At 72.2% G+C, this 12,407-nt stretch carries 15 protein-coding genes; 7 read left to right on the forward strand and 8 right to left on the reverse strand.

All coding sequences use genetic code 11. From position 1 onward, the window contains the following. Positions 1-49: 49 nt before the first annotated feature. Positions 50-265 (reverse strand): heavy-metal-associated domain-containing protein, encoded by a 216-nt coding sequence (locus CP983_RS38885; RefSeq protein ID WP_125529764.1) that lies wholly within the window; start codon positions 263-265, stop codon positions 50-52. 189 nt (positions 266-454) lie between these two features. Between CP983_RS38885 and CP983_RS38890 the strand changes: the two genes are divergently transcribed. Further along, on the forward strand, positions 455-1,417 hold the full coding sequence (locus CP983_RS38890) for a hypothetical protein (RefSeq protein WP_150504936.1): 963 nt from the start codon (positions 455-457) through the stop codon (positions 1,415-1,417). Between the two features lie 42 nt (positions 1,418-1,459). Here the strand turns inward: CP983_RS38890 and CP983_RS38895 are convergent, their stop codons facing one another. From CP983_RS38895 to CP983_RS38905, 3 genes are all read right to left on the reverse strand, one after another. Continuing rightward, positions 1,460-2,107: an isochorismatase family protein gene (locus CP983_RS38895; protein WP_150504938.1), complete on the reverse strand. Its 648-nt coding sequence runs from the start codon at positions 2,105-2,107 to the stop codon at positions 1,460-1,462. A gap of 91 nt (positions 2,108-2,198) precedes the next feature. Further along, positions 2,199-4,034, reverse strand: coding sequence for a glycoside hydrolase family 15 protein (locus CP983_RS38900; RefSeq protein WP_125529767.1), 1,836 nt, complete (start codon positions 4,032-4,034; stop codon positions 2,199-2,201). A gap of 94 nt (positions 4,035-4,128) precedes the next feature. After that, positions 4,129-4,908 carry a DeoR/GlpR family DNA-binding transcription regulator gene (locus tag CP983_RS38905; protein WP_150504940.1) on the reverse strand — a complete coding sequence of 260 codons (780 nt, stop codon included), beginning with the start codon at positions 4,906-4,908 and terminating at the stop codon, positions 4,129-4,131. Positions 4,909-5,079: 171 nt separating this feature from the next. Between CP983_RS38905 and CP983_RS38910 the strand changes: the two genes are divergently transcribed. Beyond that, positions 5,080-5,961 carry an SIS domain-containing protein gene (locus tag CP983_RS38910; protein ID WP_150504943.1) on the forward strand — a complete coding sequence of 294 codons (882 nt, stop codon included), beginning with the start codon at positions 5,080-5,082 and terminating at the stop codon, positions 5,959-5,961. Positions 5,962-5,997: 36 nt separating this feature from the next. Continuing rightward, positions 5,998-6,852 (forward strand): class II fructose-bisphosphate aldolase, encoded by an 855-nt coding sequence (locus tag CP983_RS38915; RefSeq protein WP_150504945.1) that lies wholly within the window; start codon positions 5,998-6,000, stop codon positions 6,850-6,852. Positions 6,853-6,867: 15 nt separating this feature from the next. Here the strand turns inward: CP983_RS38915 and CP983_RS38920 are convergent, their stop codons facing one another. Continuing rightward, complete coding sequence (locus tag CP983_RS38920; RefSeq protein WP_150507121.1) at positions 6,868-8,001, reverse strand: methyltransferase; 1,134 nt, start codon at positions 7,999-8,001, stop codon at positions 6,868-6,870. Positions 8,002-8,086: 85 nt separating this feature from the next. Between CP983_RS38920 and CP983_RS38925 the strand changes: the two genes are divergently transcribed. Both CP983_RS38925 and CP983_RS38930 read left to right on the forward strand, forming a co-directional pair. Then, positions 8,087-8,731, forward strand: a complete 645-nt coding sequence (locus tag CP983_RS38925) for an alpha-ketoglutarate-dependent dioxygenase AlkB family protein (protein WP_150504947.1) — start codon at positions 8,087-8,089, stop codon at positions 8,729-8,731. 36 nt (positions 8,732-8,767) lie between these two features. Further along, positions 8,768-10,006: an ROK family protein gene (locus tag CP983_RS38930; protein ID WP_125526366.1), complete on the forward strand. Its 1,239-nt coding sequence runs from the start codon at positions 8,768-8,770 to the stop codon at positions 10,004-10,006. On the opposite strand, the gene CP983_RS38935 is transcribed toward CP983_RS38930, so the two are convergent. Then, positions 10,003-10,377, reverse strand: a complete 375-nt coding sequence (locus tag CP983_RS38935) for a nuclear transport factor 2 family protein (protein WP_150504949.1) — start codon at positions 10,375-10,377, stop codon at positions 10,003-10,005. The genes CP983_RS38930 and CP983_RS38935 overlap by 4 nt on opposite strands. Positions 10,378-10,479: 102 nt before the next feature. Here CP983_RS38935 and CP983_RS38940 point away from each other — a divergent pair, with 102 nt between their 5' ends. Next, on the forward strand, positions 10,480-10,929 hold the full coding sequence (locus CP983_RS38940; RefSeq protein WP_126897192.1) for an RpiB/LacA/LacB family sugar-phosphate isomerase: 450 nt from the start codon (positions 10,480-10,482) through the stop codon (positions 10,927-10,929). Positions 10,930-10,937: 8 nt separating this feature from the next. Here the strand turns inward: CP983_RS38940 and CP983_RS38945 are convergent, their stop codons facing one another. Next, positions 10,938-11,621, reverse strand: a complete 684-nt coding sequence (locus CP983_RS38945; RefSeq protein WP_150504951.1) for a hemerythrin domain-containing protein — start codon at positions 11,619-11,621, stop codon at positions 10,938-10,940. Positions 11,622-11,712: 91 nt separating this feature from the next. Between CP983_RS38945 and CP983_RS38950 the strand changes: the two genes are divergently transcribed. Beyond that, positions 11,713-12,159 carry a MarR family winged helix-turn-helix transcriptional regulator gene (locus tag CP983_RS38950; protein ID WP_150504953.1) on the forward strand — a complete coding sequence of 149 codons (447 nt, stop codon included), beginning with the start codon at positions 11,713-11,715 and terminating at the stop codon, positions 12,157-12,159. Positions 12,160-12,180: 21 nt separating this feature from the next. On the opposite strand, the gene CP983_RS38955 is transcribed toward CP983_RS38950, so the two are convergent. Next, complete coding sequence (locus CP983_RS38955) at positions 12,181-12,357, reverse strand: DUF1272 domain-containing protein (RefSeq protein ID WP_150504955.1); 177 nt, start codon at positions 12,355-12,357, stop codon at positions 12,181-12,183. Positions 12,358-12,407 lie beyond the last annotated feature (50 nt).

A 12,407-nucleotide genomic window follows, 5' to 3' on the forward strand; every position in this document is an offset into this window, starting at 1 on the left:
GGGGTGGGGCGGAGCCCGGGGCGGCCGGGCTCCGCGGGCGGGGTGCGGGTCAGGCCGCGCGGCCGGTCAGCTCGTAACCGGCGTCGTCGACCACCTCGCCCATCAGGGCGTCGTCGGGCTCGGTGGTGCTGGAGACGGTGACCTGTCCGGTCGCGAGATCGACATCGACCCCGGTGACGCCGTCCAGCTCGCCGATGACCTTGGTGAGCGTGGCCTTGCAGTGGGCGCAGCTCATACCGGAGACGGCGTAGGTGGTGGTGGACATGGGTTCCTCCTGGGATACGCGGTCGAGGTCGACCTTGATACGGGGTGGGGGTATCCTTGCCGAAGTCCATGTATACCCCTAGGGGGTAGGCGACGCAAGCTTGGATCGGGGTTGACTTGGTACCCCCCAGGGGTATCGTGAGGTGCATCGAAGGACCGTATCGAAGGATCAGACCCGTAGGAGACCGCCATGCATGCCGGACTGAGGATCACCGCGTTCGCCGCCGCACTGGCCGCGACCTTCGGCACCGCCTACGGCGTGGGCAAGGGTGTCGACCCGGTCGTGGAGGACCCCGCGCCCGCCCGTCACGAGAGCCACGGCGAGGCGAAGCCGGACGCGGAAGGCGCGGGCGGTCACGGCGGGCACGAGACGGCGCCGGCGGGCGGACTCCAGATCTCCGAGGGCGGCTACACCCTCGACCTGCGGACCCCGACCGTCACCGCCGGGAAGCGCACCGAGCTGAGCTTCGCCATCCGTGACAGTGCCGGCCGTGCGGTCACCGCCTATCAGCGCGAACACGAGAAGGAACTGCACCTCATCGTCGCCTCACGCGACCTGGTCACCTACCGCCACCTGCACCCCACCCGTGCCGCCGACGGCACCTGGAGCATCCCCGTCGAACTGCCCCGGGCGGGCGGCTACCGCGTCTTCGCCGACTTCACCCCGGCGAAGAAGGGCGCGGAGAACCTCACCCTCGGCGCGGACCTGGCCGCCGCCGGCTCCTTCGAGCCGCTGGGGATGCCCGCACCGAACGGCACCGCGAAGATCCACGGCTACGAGGTCCGCCTCGACGGCGGCCTGCGCCCGGGCAAGGCGAGCGAACTCAAGCTGAACGTCTCCCGCGACGGCCGCCCGGTGAAGAACCTCCAGCCCTACCTGGGCGCCTACGGCCACCTGGTGGCCCTGCGTTCCGGCGACCTCGCCTACCTCCACGTCCACCCCAACGGCGAACCCGGCGACGGCAGCACGAAGCCCGGCCCGCAGATCTCGTTCACGGCCACGGCCCCGAGCAGCGGCACCTACCGTCTGTTCCTCGACTTCAAGCACGAGGGCAAGGTCCACACCGCGGAGTTCACGGTGCGGGCCGGTGGGGCGACGACCGCCACCGAGGCCCCCGCGCACGACGAAGGGACCGAGGGGCACGGCCACTGAGGACTCGTGCCCCGGCCGCCGGGCAGCCCCCGGCGGCCGGGGTCAGACCGCTTCCGCCGCGGGCGCGACGAGGCCGAAGAGCGTCACCACCCGGTCCGTGGACGTCACCGCCCCGCACGTGTCCGCCACCCACTCCAGCGCGAAGCCGTGGCTCCCGGCCGACGCGTCGGCGACGGCGTCCGCCACGACGAACGGCTCCAGGTCCTGAACCCAGGCGTCCGCGGCGGTCATCAGCACCCCGACCCGGGCGAACAGCCCCGCGATCACGACCTGGTCCCGCCGCAGGTCGCGCAACCGGCCCTCCAGCCGGGTCCGGGCGAACGCGCTGTGCTTGCGGGCCGTGAGCACCGCGTCCCCGGTGCGCGGCTCGACCTGCTCGGCGAACGCCTCGCCGTCCTGGTCGTCCGGCGCCCCGGACCGCCGTACATAGGTGGCGGGTCCGCGCTCCCCGGCCGGAACCGAATGGATGATGGGCACGCCCGCGGCATGCGCCGCGTCCACCAACCGGCCCGCATTGGCGAGGAGTTCGGCGACCGGGGCACCTTCCTCCGCCAGGACGCGTACGAAGCGTCTTTGCAGGTTGAGGACCACGAGCGCCGCACGTTCCGGATCGAGGGTCCATCCCGTGGTGTCGTCGGGCAGCATCGCGGGGGTCGGCATCACGTACGGGAAGATCGAGCCAGGCGTCATCTCGGGTTGCCCTCCGGGCGAGTTGGGGAACCCTATTTAGGTTAGCCTCACCTAAGTTCGATGTCTGCTCGATAACCGGCGCGAACCCGCCTCATCCGAGAGCGCGGTCCAGGTTGAACGCGGCACTGATCAGGGACAGATGCGTGAACGCCTGTGGGAAGTTGCCCTGTTGCTCGCCGGTGTGGCTGATCTCCTCGGCGTACAGGCCCAGATGGTTGGCGTACGTCAGCATCTTCTCGAAGGCGAGGCGCGCCTCGTCGACCCGGCCGGCCCGGACCATCGCCTCGACGTACCAGAACGAGCAGATGGAGAACGTGCCCTCGTCGCCGCGCAGTCCGTCGGGGCTGGCCTCAGGGTCGTAGCGGTAGACCAGCGAGTCGGACACCAGGTCCTCGGTGAGGGCGTCGAGGGTGGACAGCCACTTCGGGTCGGTCGGCGCGATGAACTTCGCCATCGGCATCATCAGCACCGCCGCGTCCAGTACGTCGCTGTCCTCGCACTGGACGAAGGCCTGGCGCGTCTCGGACCAGCCCCGGCTCATGATCCGCCGGTAGATCCTGTCCCGGCACTCCTGCCAGCGCGGCAGTTCGGCGGGCAGGCCGCGGCGGTTGGCCATCCGGATGCCCCGCTCGATCGCCACCCAGCACATCAGCCGCGAGTACAGGAAGTTCTTGCGGCCGCCGCGGGTCTCCCAGATTCCCTCGTCGGGCTGGTCCCAGTTCTCGCAGACCCAGTCCACCAGCGCGCACACGTTGTCCCACTGGTCGCTGGAGATGGGCTGCGCCCACTTGTCGTACAGGTAGATCGAGTCGATCAGCGCCCCGTAGATGTCGAGCTGGAGCTGGTCGGAGGCGGCGTTGCCGACCCGCACCGGGGCGGAGCCGAGATGGCCCTCCAGATGGTCGAGTTCACGCTCGGGCAGATCGGTGCGACCGTCGATGCCGTACATGATCTGCAACGGTCCCGCGGGCGAGCCGTCGCCGCGGCTGACGTGCTCGGTCAGGAACCGCATGAAGGCCTCGGCCTCGGTCGTGAAGCCAAGCCGCAGCATCGCGTACACGCAGAAGGCGGCGTCGCGCACCCACATGTACCGGTAGTCCCAGTTGCGTTCGCCGCCGACCTGCTCGGGCAGGCTCGTCGTCGGTGCCGCGACGATCGCGCCGGTGGGCGCGTAGGTGAGGAGCTTCAGGGTCAGCGCCGAGCGGTGCACCATCTCCCGCCAGCGGCCCCGGTACTTGGAGGCGGACAGCCAGCGCCGCCAGTACGCCACCGTGCTGTTGAACTGCGTCTCGGCCTCGGTCCGCGCGCACCGCTTCAGCGCGAGCGCCCCGCCGACCTGGTCGAGCGCCAGCACCGCCGACTCGCCCTGGGAGAGCTTGAAGTCGGCGTGCACGTCCGGCCCGTCGATCTCCAGCGGCACGGTGGAGGTCAGCCCGAGGGCCAGCTCCTCCGACTCGAAGACCGCCACCTCGCCGTCCATGCGGACGGTGTGCGTCCGGGTGCCGTAGTCGAAGCGGGGCGCGACCCGGGTGCGGAACGGGATGGAGCCGCGTACGCACACCACGCGCCGGATCAGTCGGTGCCGCTCGACCTCGGCCGGCTCGCCGTCGACCGGCATGAAGTCCTGCACCTCGCCGACGCCGTCCTCGGTGAAGAACCTGGTGATCAGGACGTTCGTGTCGGGGAAGTAGAACTGCTTGGTCCGGGCCGGCACGGAGGCCGCCAGCTCGAAGCAGCCGCCCCGCTCGGCGTCCAGGATCGCCGCGAACACGCTGGGCGCGTCGAAGGACGGGCAGCAGTACCAGTCGATCGTGCCGTCGATGCCCACCAGGGCCACGCTGCGCAGGTCGCCGATCAGGCCGTGATCGGCGATCGGCACGTACCGCGACGCCCCCGGTGTGCCCGTCTCGATCGGAGTAGTGCTCATCGCAGCCTCCCTGGCCCGCCATGCGCCTCGCTCCCAGCGTAGGTGGAATCGGCCGGGGGAGGGGCGGGGCGGCGGGATCCCGGGGCGCCGGGGCTCAGACGGCGATGACCCGCAGGCCCGCCTCCTCGAAGCGGCGCAGGGTCTCCGGGTCGGCCGCCGTGTCCGTGACCAGCGTGTCCACCACCTCGGTCGCGCAGATCCGGGCGAAGGCGCGCCGGCCCAGCTTGCTGGAGTCCGCGGCCACGATCACCCGCTCGGCGCGCTCGCACAGCAGCCGGTTGATCGCGGCCTCCGCCTCGTCGTGCGCGGCTGCGCCGTGCGCGCTGTCGAAGGCGACGACACCGAGCACCGCCACGTCGATCGTGATCTGGCCCAGCACGCCGTCCGCGAGCGGCCCGATGAGCTCGTACGACTGCGGGCGGGCGACCCCGCCGGTGACCACGATCTTGAACTGGGGGCGCACGGCCAGCTCATTGGCGATGTTGAGGGCGTTTGTCACGACGGTCAGCGCGGGCGAGCCCGAGGTCAGGTCGCTGCGCACCGCCAAGGCGCGGGCCACCTCCGTGGTCGTCGTGCCGCCGGTCAGCCCGACGGCCTCGCCGGGCGCGATCAGATCGGCCACCGCCTTGGCGACGCGCTGCTTCTCGGTGGCGTGCCGGGCGGTCTTGTAGCGCAGCGGCAGCTCGTACGACACTCCGTGCACCACCGCGCCGCCCCGGGTGCGCACGAGCATCTGCTGCTCGGCCAGCTGGTCGAAGTCGCGGCGGATGGTGGCGGACGACACCGCCAGCTCGGCGGCCGCCTCCTCGACGTCCAGCCGGCCCCGCTCGACGAGCAGCTCCAGCAGCGCCTTCCAGCGGGCGTCGCGCGACATCGAGCCTCCATTTCTCGGCATTCCTCGACCTGGCGGCGACCTTATCCCACCCCCGAAACCGTCGAGTGCTTGATTCTGCTTGAAAGCTCGCTATATCTTGCAAGAAAAAGCATGAAGGTTCATGGAAGTCAGTTCGCGAAGCCAGTTCGTGGAAGCCAGGAGGACGGCGGCATGACGCATGTCGAGGACGAGCTCAACAGCCAGCCCGAGTGCTGGGCACGCGCCGCGGGCGAGGCCGCCGGCCTCGGCGGGGCGCTGCCGCTGCCGGGGGAGCGGGTCGCGGTCGTCGGCTGCGGGACCTCGTACTTCATGGCGCAGGCGTTCGCGGCCCTGCGCGAGGGCGCGGGCCAGGGCGAGACCGACGCCTTCGCCGCGTCGGAGTTCCCGGCCGGACGGATGTACGACCGAGTCCTCGCCCTGACCCGGTCCGGCACCACCACCGAAGTCCTGCACCTGCTGGCGGGGTTGGAGGGGCACACGCGCACCACGGCGATCACCGCCGACCCGGACACACCCGTGATGGCGGCCGCCGACGAGATCGTCGTCCTCGACTACGCCGACGAACGGTCCGTCGTGCAGACCCGCTTCGCGACCACCGCCCTCACCCTGCTCCGCGCCCACCTCGGCCTGCACCCCGACGCCGCGGTGGCCGACGCGCGCACCGCACTCGCCGCCGACCTGCCCGAAGGGCTCGTGGAATGCGGCCAGTTCACCTTCCTCGGGCGCGGCTGGACCGTGGGGCTGGCGAACGAGGCCGGGCTGAAGATGCGCGAGGCGTCCCTGTCCTGGACCGAGGCCTACCCGGCCATGGAGTACCGGCACGGCCCGATCAGCATCACCACCGCCGGCACCGCCACCTGGATGTTCGGCGAGGCACCCGAGGGGCTCGCCGAACAGGTGCGTGCGACCGGGGGACTGTGGATCGAGGGCCGTCTCGACCCGCTCGCCGAACTCGTCCGTGCCCAGCGGCTCGCGGTCGCCGTCGCCGCGGCCCGCGGCCTCGACCCGGACCGGCCGCGCCACCTCACCCGGTCCGTGATCCTCGCCCCCTGACGCGCCCCGGTACGGAAGCAGGAGAAAGGACAGGCCGTGCCCCTCTCGACCACCGGCGAGCTCATCACCCGCGCCGCCGCAGCCCGTTCAGCCGTCGCCGCGTTCAACGTCATCACCCTGGAGCATGTCGAGGCCGTCATCGCCGGTGCGGAGTCGGCCGGTTCGCCCGTCGTCCTCCAGGTCAGCGAGAACGCCGTCAAGTTCCGCTACGGACGGCTGCTGCCGCTGGCCCGCGCGGCCGTCGCCGCCGCCGAACGCGCCGACGTCCCCGTCGCGCTGCACCTCGACCACGTCCAGAGCGACGACCTGCTGCGCCAGGCCCCGGACGCCGGGTTCAGCTCGGTGATGTACGACGCGGCCCGACTGCCGTACCTGGACAACCTCGCCGCGACGAAGGCGGCCGTCGACTGGGCGCACGCCCAAGGGCTGTGGATCGAGGCCGAGTTGGGTCGCCTCGGCGGCAAGAACGGCGAGCCGCCTCTGGACGCCCACGCCCCCGGAGCCCGCACCGACCCCGTCGAGGCGCACGCCTTCGTCGCCGACTCCGGCACCGACGCCCTGGCCGTCGCCGTCGGCAGCTCGCACGCCATGACGACCCGCACCGCCACCCTCGACCACGAACTCCTGAAGCGCCTCGCCGCCGCCCTGGACGTCCCTCTGGTCCTGCACGGCTCTTCCGGCGTCCCCGACGGCGAACTGGCCGCGGCCGTCGCGGGCGGCATCGCCAAGGTCAACGTCGGCACCGCCCTCAACATCGCCATGACAAGCGCGATCCGCGACTTCCTCGCGGCCCACCCGGAGGCGGTCGACTCACGCAAGTACCTGAGCGTCGGCCGCGAGGCGATGGTGCGCGCGGTGGCCGACATCATCGGGGTGCTTCAGGCTCACTGACCCGGGCCGCGCCGGTTAGCGCTTGACGGCGCGCAGCACCACGAACTTCGGGTCCCCGGCGACCAGTTCACTGTTCCCGAACAGCCGCCGCAGCTTCACGTGGTACCCGAGATGCCGGTTGCCGATCACCCACAGCTCGCCGCCCGGCCGGAGCGCGCGCTTGGCGCCCGTGAACATGCGCCAGGCCGTCGCGTCCGTCGTCGCCTGGTGCGAATGGAACGGGGGGTTGTTCAGGACGAGGTCGACAGTGCCGCTGGGCACGCCCGCCATCCCGTCGCCCACCCGGAACTCGGCGTGCCCGGGCACCCCGTTGGCCCGGTACGTCGCCTCCGCCGAGGCCACGGCCTGGAACGACTCGTCCACGAACAGCACCTCGGCCTCGGGATTGGCCAACCCGACCGCCGTACCGACGATGCCGTTGCCGCACCCGAGGTCCACCACCCGCTGCGCGCCCTTGCCGTCCGGCAGATGCCCCAGGAAGAACCGCGTCCCGATGTCGAGCCGGTCGGCGCAGAAGACGCCCGCGTGATTGACGACCCTGCCCTGCGAGACGGTGCCGATGCCGTCGGGGAGCGTGTAGGCGTACGGCCAGGGGTTGGCGGCCCGCTCCAGGGACGGCTCGGGCGTGCAGAAGATCAGCCTGGCCTTCCGCTCCGCGAGCGAGGTGCGGGTCGGGCCGAGGATCCGCTCGAACAGCTGGAGCGTCGAGGTGTGGATCTCCTTCACCATGCCCGTGCCGACCACCACCGTGCCCTCGTGCACCGCGGGCGCCAGCCTCTGCAGCTGGTCCTCCAGCAGCGCCAGGCTCTTCGGCACCCGCACCAGCAGGACGTCGACACGGTCCGGCGGCGCGTCCTGCGTGGTGAGCAGCCGGACCGTGCCGGGCTCGACGCCGTGCCGGGCGAGGTTGGCGCGGGTGGCCTCCTGCGTCAGGTACGAGTCCGTGATCTGCGCCGGCCGGTGCGCGGCGAGCGCCGTGACCAGCGCGCCCCAGCGGTCGCCGACGACCACGACCGTGCCGGACAGCGGGATCTCCTGCTCCGCCAGATGCCTGAGGAGGTACTCGTCGGAGGCGTCCCAGGCGCGCAGCCGCTCGCGCGGGTCCTCGGGGAAACGGGTCAGAGCCAGGTCGCCCCAGGGCGTCGTCATACGGTCGTTCATCGTGCGTCCAGGCTAGCCGAGCCGCAGCTCACGGCCGGTGGGGAGGCAGGGCCGGTGGGGGAGGATGGGAGGCATGGACGCCGAGCTGTTCCCCCGGGAGCGTACGGAGGTGGCGCCGGGCGCGGTGCATCTGCCGGGCTGGCTGGACCCGCCGGCCCAGCGCGAGCTGCTGGAAGCCTGCCGTGACTGGGCCCGCCCACCGGCCGGCCTGCGCACGGTCCGCACCCCCGGCGGCGGCACCATGACCGCCCGGCAGGTCTGCCTGGGGTGGCACTGGTACCCCTACGCCTACGCCCGCACGGTCGTTGACGGCGACGGCAGCCCGGTGAAGCCGTTCCCCGAGTGGCTCGGCGAGCTGGGCCGTCGCGCGGTGCGGGACACCCTGGGCGAGCCGCACGCCGCGCCCTACGACATCGCGCTGATCAACTTCTACGGCGCCGACGCCCGCATGGGCATGCACCGTGACAGCGACGAGAAGTCGCACGCGCCGGTCGTGTCCCTGAGCCTCGGCGACACCTGCGTCTTCCGCTTCGGCAACACCGAGACCCGGACGCGGCCCTACACGGACGTCGAGCTGCGCAGCGGCGACCTGTTCGTGTTCGGCGGCCCCGCCAGGCTCGCCCACCACGGCGTACCGAAGGTGTACCCGGACACCGCACCCCCGGAGTTGGGGCTGACCGGGCGACTCAACATCACGCTCAGGGTGAGCGGGCTGTAGGCCGTCACGCTCGCGGATCATGGGAGACTCGCCCTCATGAGCGGCAACGCGGACCCCCGGCCGGCGGGGGAAGGGACCACCTCGAGGACGCGGTTGGACCGGGGGCGCGGTGCGCTCGGGCCCGCGTTGGAGCTCGTGCACACCGGGCGCGCGCCCACGCGAGCCGTCCTCACCGCCGAGCTCGGGGTGACCCGGGCCACGGCCGGCGCGGTCGCCGCCGAGCTGGAGGCGCTCGGGCTGATCCGGGTCGACGCCCGGCCCGCCGCGGCTGCCGGTTCGCAGGGGCGGCCCTCGCACCGGCTGTCGGTCGCCGAGGACGGGCCCGTCGTCCTCGCCGCACAGGTCCACGCCGACGGGTTCCGCGCGGCGCTGGTCGGCCTCGGCGGACGTATCGTCGCCACCGCGCCCGGCTGCGAGGCCGTGGACGCCGATCCGGCCAAGGTGCTCGGCTCGGTGGTCGAGGCGGGCGCCGAATTGCTGCGCACGACCGGGCGGCGCTGTGTCGGCGCCGGACTCGCCGTACCGTCCGCCGTCGCCGAACCCGACGGCCTCGCGCTCAACCCGCTGCACCTGGCCTGGCCGGTGGGCGCGCCGGTGCGCCGGATCTTCGCGGAGTGCGTGCGCGCGGCCGGGATCACCGGTCCGGCGTTCACCGGCAACGACGTCAACCTCGCCGCGCTCGCCGAGCACCGGCACGGCGCGGGCCGCGGTGCGCGCGATCTGCTGTGCGTGGCCACCGGGCACCGGGGCGTCGGCGGGGCGCTCGTGCTGGACGGCCGTCTGCACACCGGCAGTTCGGGCCTTGCCCTGGAGGTCGGGCACCTCACCGTGAACCCCGAGGGCAGACCCTGCCACTGCGGCAGCCGCGGCTGTCTCGACGTCGAGGCCGATCCGCTGGCCTTCCTCACCGCGGCGGGGCGGGAGCCGGGCCCCGAGGTCTCGCTGCTCCAGCAGTCCAAGGACCTCATCGGCAACCACTACGACGACCCCACCATCCGTACCGCCACCGAGGCCCTCATCGACCGCCTCGGCCTGGGCCTGGCAGGTCTGGTGAACATCCTCAACCCGGACCGCATCATCCTCGGCGGCCTGCACCGCACCCTCCTCGACGCCGACCCCGAGCGTCTGCGGGCCGTCGTCGCCGACCGCAGCCTGTGGGGCCAGAGCGGCAGCGTCCCGATCCTCGCGTGCACCCTCGACCACAACAGCCTGGTCGGAGCCGCCGAGTTGGCGTGGCAGCCGGTGCTGGACGATCCGCTGGGGGCACTGACCTAGCCGGACGCCGGCAGACCGAGCTCGTGTCGCATGGCGGGCGTGTCCTCGTACACCCGCCACTCGGCGACCAGCGTGCCGGTGACACGAGCGGTCCACAGCGCCGGCCCGGCCAGTTCGGGCCGCGCGCACGCGGAGTGGCCCGACACCGCGACGACGTCGTCCCGCGCGCTCAGACCGGTGAACGTGTTGCGGTAGTCCGGGAAGGCCGCGAAGAAGCCCCGCCAGGCCTCCACGCACGCCGGCTTCCCGCGTACCGTGCCGCCCCCGGTGTCCGTGAAGGTGTGGTCGTCCGACATCAGCGAGGCCAGGCGGTCGAGATCCCGGTCGTTGATGGCGGTGTTGAAGCGGCGGACCACGTCGACAGGATCCATCGGGCGCTCCTTCCCGGCGTCAGCTCCCCGCACCGACACTACGGACGACCGCAGCTCCCCGCCCGCCCATGGCCGGCGAGCCGTACCCAGTACGCTCGGGACATGCGGATCTCCGTTTCCTCGGACATGGACAAGCCGGTGGCGCGCTCGCTCGTCGCCGAACTGCGCGAGCGTGGCCACGAGGTGGTGACCTACGGCGCACTGAGCCCCGGATCCGACCCCCAATGGGCCGCCTGTTCCGAGGCGGCCGCCCGCGAGGTCGCCGCCGGTACCGCGGACCAGGCCGTCGTGTGCTGCTGGACCGGCACGGGCGCCTCGATCGCCGCGAACAAGGTGCCTGGCGTACGGGCCGCCCTGTGCACGGACGCCTACACGGCGGACGGCGCCCGCCGCTGGAACGACGCCAATGTGCTGGCCCTCGGCCTGCGGCTGACGTCCGAGCCGCTGCTCAAGGAGATCCTCGACGCCTGGTTCGCCGCCGAGGCCGGCACGGACGCCGAGGACCGGGAGAACGTGGCCCGCATCGAACGACTGGACCTCGGCCGGGCCTGAAGCATCGCTCATCCCGCCGCCCGCACCTCCGGCACCCCGAGGTCCTCGTGCAACCGGTGACGCTGGTCGGGGCTGAGGGTGCCGGACACCGCGGCGAGCGTGCGGTCCGCCTGCCCGTGCGGGGCGGCCGCCATGACATCGCGCACGATCGCGGCCCTGGGGGCGGGCGGCAGGGCGGGCAGCATCCTGCGGAGGTCCGTCAGGGACTGCTCGGGGGTGCGCGAGGCACGGAAGGCGGCCATCACGGCTCCCAGTTCCTCGGCGCCGGCGTACTGCCACAGGGCCGGCATCGCGACCGTCTCCTCGGCGTGCAGATGGGCGAGGTAGGCGCTGATCACCTCGTTGAGTGCCAGGTACAGCGCGTGCTGGGCCTCCGGCAGGTCCTCGGCCGGAATGCCGGTGAGGGTGCGCGCCCGCTCGTCCAGCGCGACGAAGGCCGCGTCGAGGCGCACATGCTCGGCCTCCAGCGCGTCCGCCGCCTCCGGGGCCCGCTCCCGCAGCAACTGGTGGATGAAGGTGTCCTCGTGGTCGGCGTGCTCGCGCAGTTCCCGCGTCATCGCGAGGCAGCGGGCCGCCTGCTCGGCGGCGGCTCCGCTGTGGGAGACGTCCGCGGCGCCGAGCTCGGTGGCGAGCGCGAACAGTCGCGCGCGCTGCCCCATGTGAACATTCCGGTAGAGGTCGATCTTGGGCATGGCCTGTCCTTGGGGTGGCTGTACTAGTTACATGACAACACGTTGCTAGACTGGCAATATGTTGTCAAGTGTGGTCGAGAGAGGAGTGGTGATGTCGGACGAGACAGCCCTGCTGATCGCGGATGTGCTCGAGGCGGCCGGGGCCCTGCGCCGCCTGGGTGAGGAAACGGCCAGTGCGGAGGGGCTCACGCAGGCCCGCTGGCAGGTCCTGAGCGTCGTGTCCGAGGAGCCGCTCACCATCCCCCGGGCCGCACGCCGTCTCGGCGTGAGCCGCCAGAACGTCCAGCGGGTCGCCAACGACCTCGTCTCGCTCGGACTCGCCGCCTACCGGGACAACCCGGATCACCGCGGCTCGCCGCTCCTGACGATGACGCCGCCCGGAGAGCAGGCGCTCGCCCGGCTCACCGACAGAGCCACGAAGATGCACCGCACCCTCTTCGTGGCCATTCCCGACGAGGAGATCCGCGCCACCCGCGCCTCGCTGCGCCGCCTGCTGACCGAACTGGACCGGCACGAAGGGGCCCCCGGCAAGCGGTAGGCCCACATTCGGGGGGAGGTCTCAGGAGCGCCGCGGCCTCTGCACGAGTTCACCACCGCAGTTCGGGCAGACGCCGCGCATCGCCTCGGCGCACTGGACGCAGAAGGTGCACTCGTAGGAGCAGATGCGGGCAGGGGCGTCCAGCGGCAGCTGCGCGATCTCGCAGCGCTCGCATCGATCGCGCATCTCCAGCGCCATGACCTCGCCCTTCGTCGGCCGGGACGGCACCGGGCGGGGCCGTCATGTCC

The sequence above is a fragment of the Streptomyces chartreusis genome (genome assembly GCF_008704715.1).
Classification (GTDB): domain Bacteria; phylum Actinomycetota; class Actinomycetes; order Streptomycetales; family Streptomycetaceae; genus Streptomyces; species Streptomyces chartreusis.

Excerpts from the sequence above, each read along its gene's own strand:
- CP983_RS38940 (WP_126897192.1), top strand. The coding sequence starts at position 10,480 with ATGCGGATCTCCGTTTCCTCGGACATGGACAAGCCGGTGGCGCGCTCG.
- CP983_RS38945 (WP_150504951.1), bottom strand. The coding sequence starts at position 11,621 with ATGCCCAAGATCGACCTCTACCGGAATGTTCACATGGGGCAGCGCGCG.
- CP983_RS38930 (WP_125526366.1), top strand. The coding sequence starts at position 8,768 with ATGAGCGGCAACGCGGACCCCCGGCCGGCGGGGGAAGGGACCACCTCG.
- CP983_RS38950 (WP_150504953.1), top strand. The coding sequence starts at position 11,713 with ATGTCGGACGAGACAGCCCTGCTGATCGCGGATGTGCTCGAGGCGGCC.
- CP983_RS38890 (WP_150504936.1), top strand. The coding sequence starts at position 455 with ATGCATGCCGGACTGAGGATCACCGCGTTCGCCGCCGCACTGGCCGCG.
- CP983_RS38910 (WP_150504943.1), top strand. The coding sequence starts at position 5,080 with ATGACGCATGTCGAGGACGAGCTCAACAGCCAGCCCGAGTGCTGGGCA.
- CP983_RS38895 (WP_150504938.1), bottom strand. The coding sequence starts at position 2,107 with ATGACGCCTGGCTCGATCTTCCCGTACGTGATGCCGACCCCCGCGATG.
- CP983_RS38905 (WP_150504940.1), bottom strand. The coding sequence starts at position 4,908 with ATGTCGCGCGACGCCCGCTGGAAGGCGCTGCTGGAGCTGCTCGTCGAG.
- CP983_RS38925 (WP_150504947.1), top strand. The coding sequence starts at position 8,087 with ATGGACGCCGAGCTGTTCCCCCGGGAGCGTACGGAGGTGGCGCCGGGC.
- CP983_RS38955 (WP_150504955.1), bottom strand. The coding sequence starts at position 12,357 with ATGGCGCTGGAGATGCGCGATCGATGCGAGCGCTGCGAGATCGCGCAG.
- CP983_RS38900 (WP_125529767.1), bottom strand. The coding sequence starts at position 4,034 with ATGAGCACTACTCCGATCGAGACGGGCACACCGGGGGCGTCGCGGTAC.
- CP983_RS38920 (WP_150507121.1), bottom strand. The coding sequence starts at position 8,001 with ATGACGACGCCCTGGGGCGACCTGGCTCTGACCCGTTTCCCCGAGGAC.
- CP983_RS38935 (WP_150504949.1), bottom strand. The coding sequence starts at position 10,377 with ATGGATCCTGTCGACGTGGTCCGCCGCTTCAACACCGCCATCAACGAC.
- CP983_RS38885 (WP_125529764.1), bottom strand. The coding sequence starts at position 265 with ATGTCCACCACCACCTACGCCGTCTCCGGTATGAGCTGCGCCCACTGC.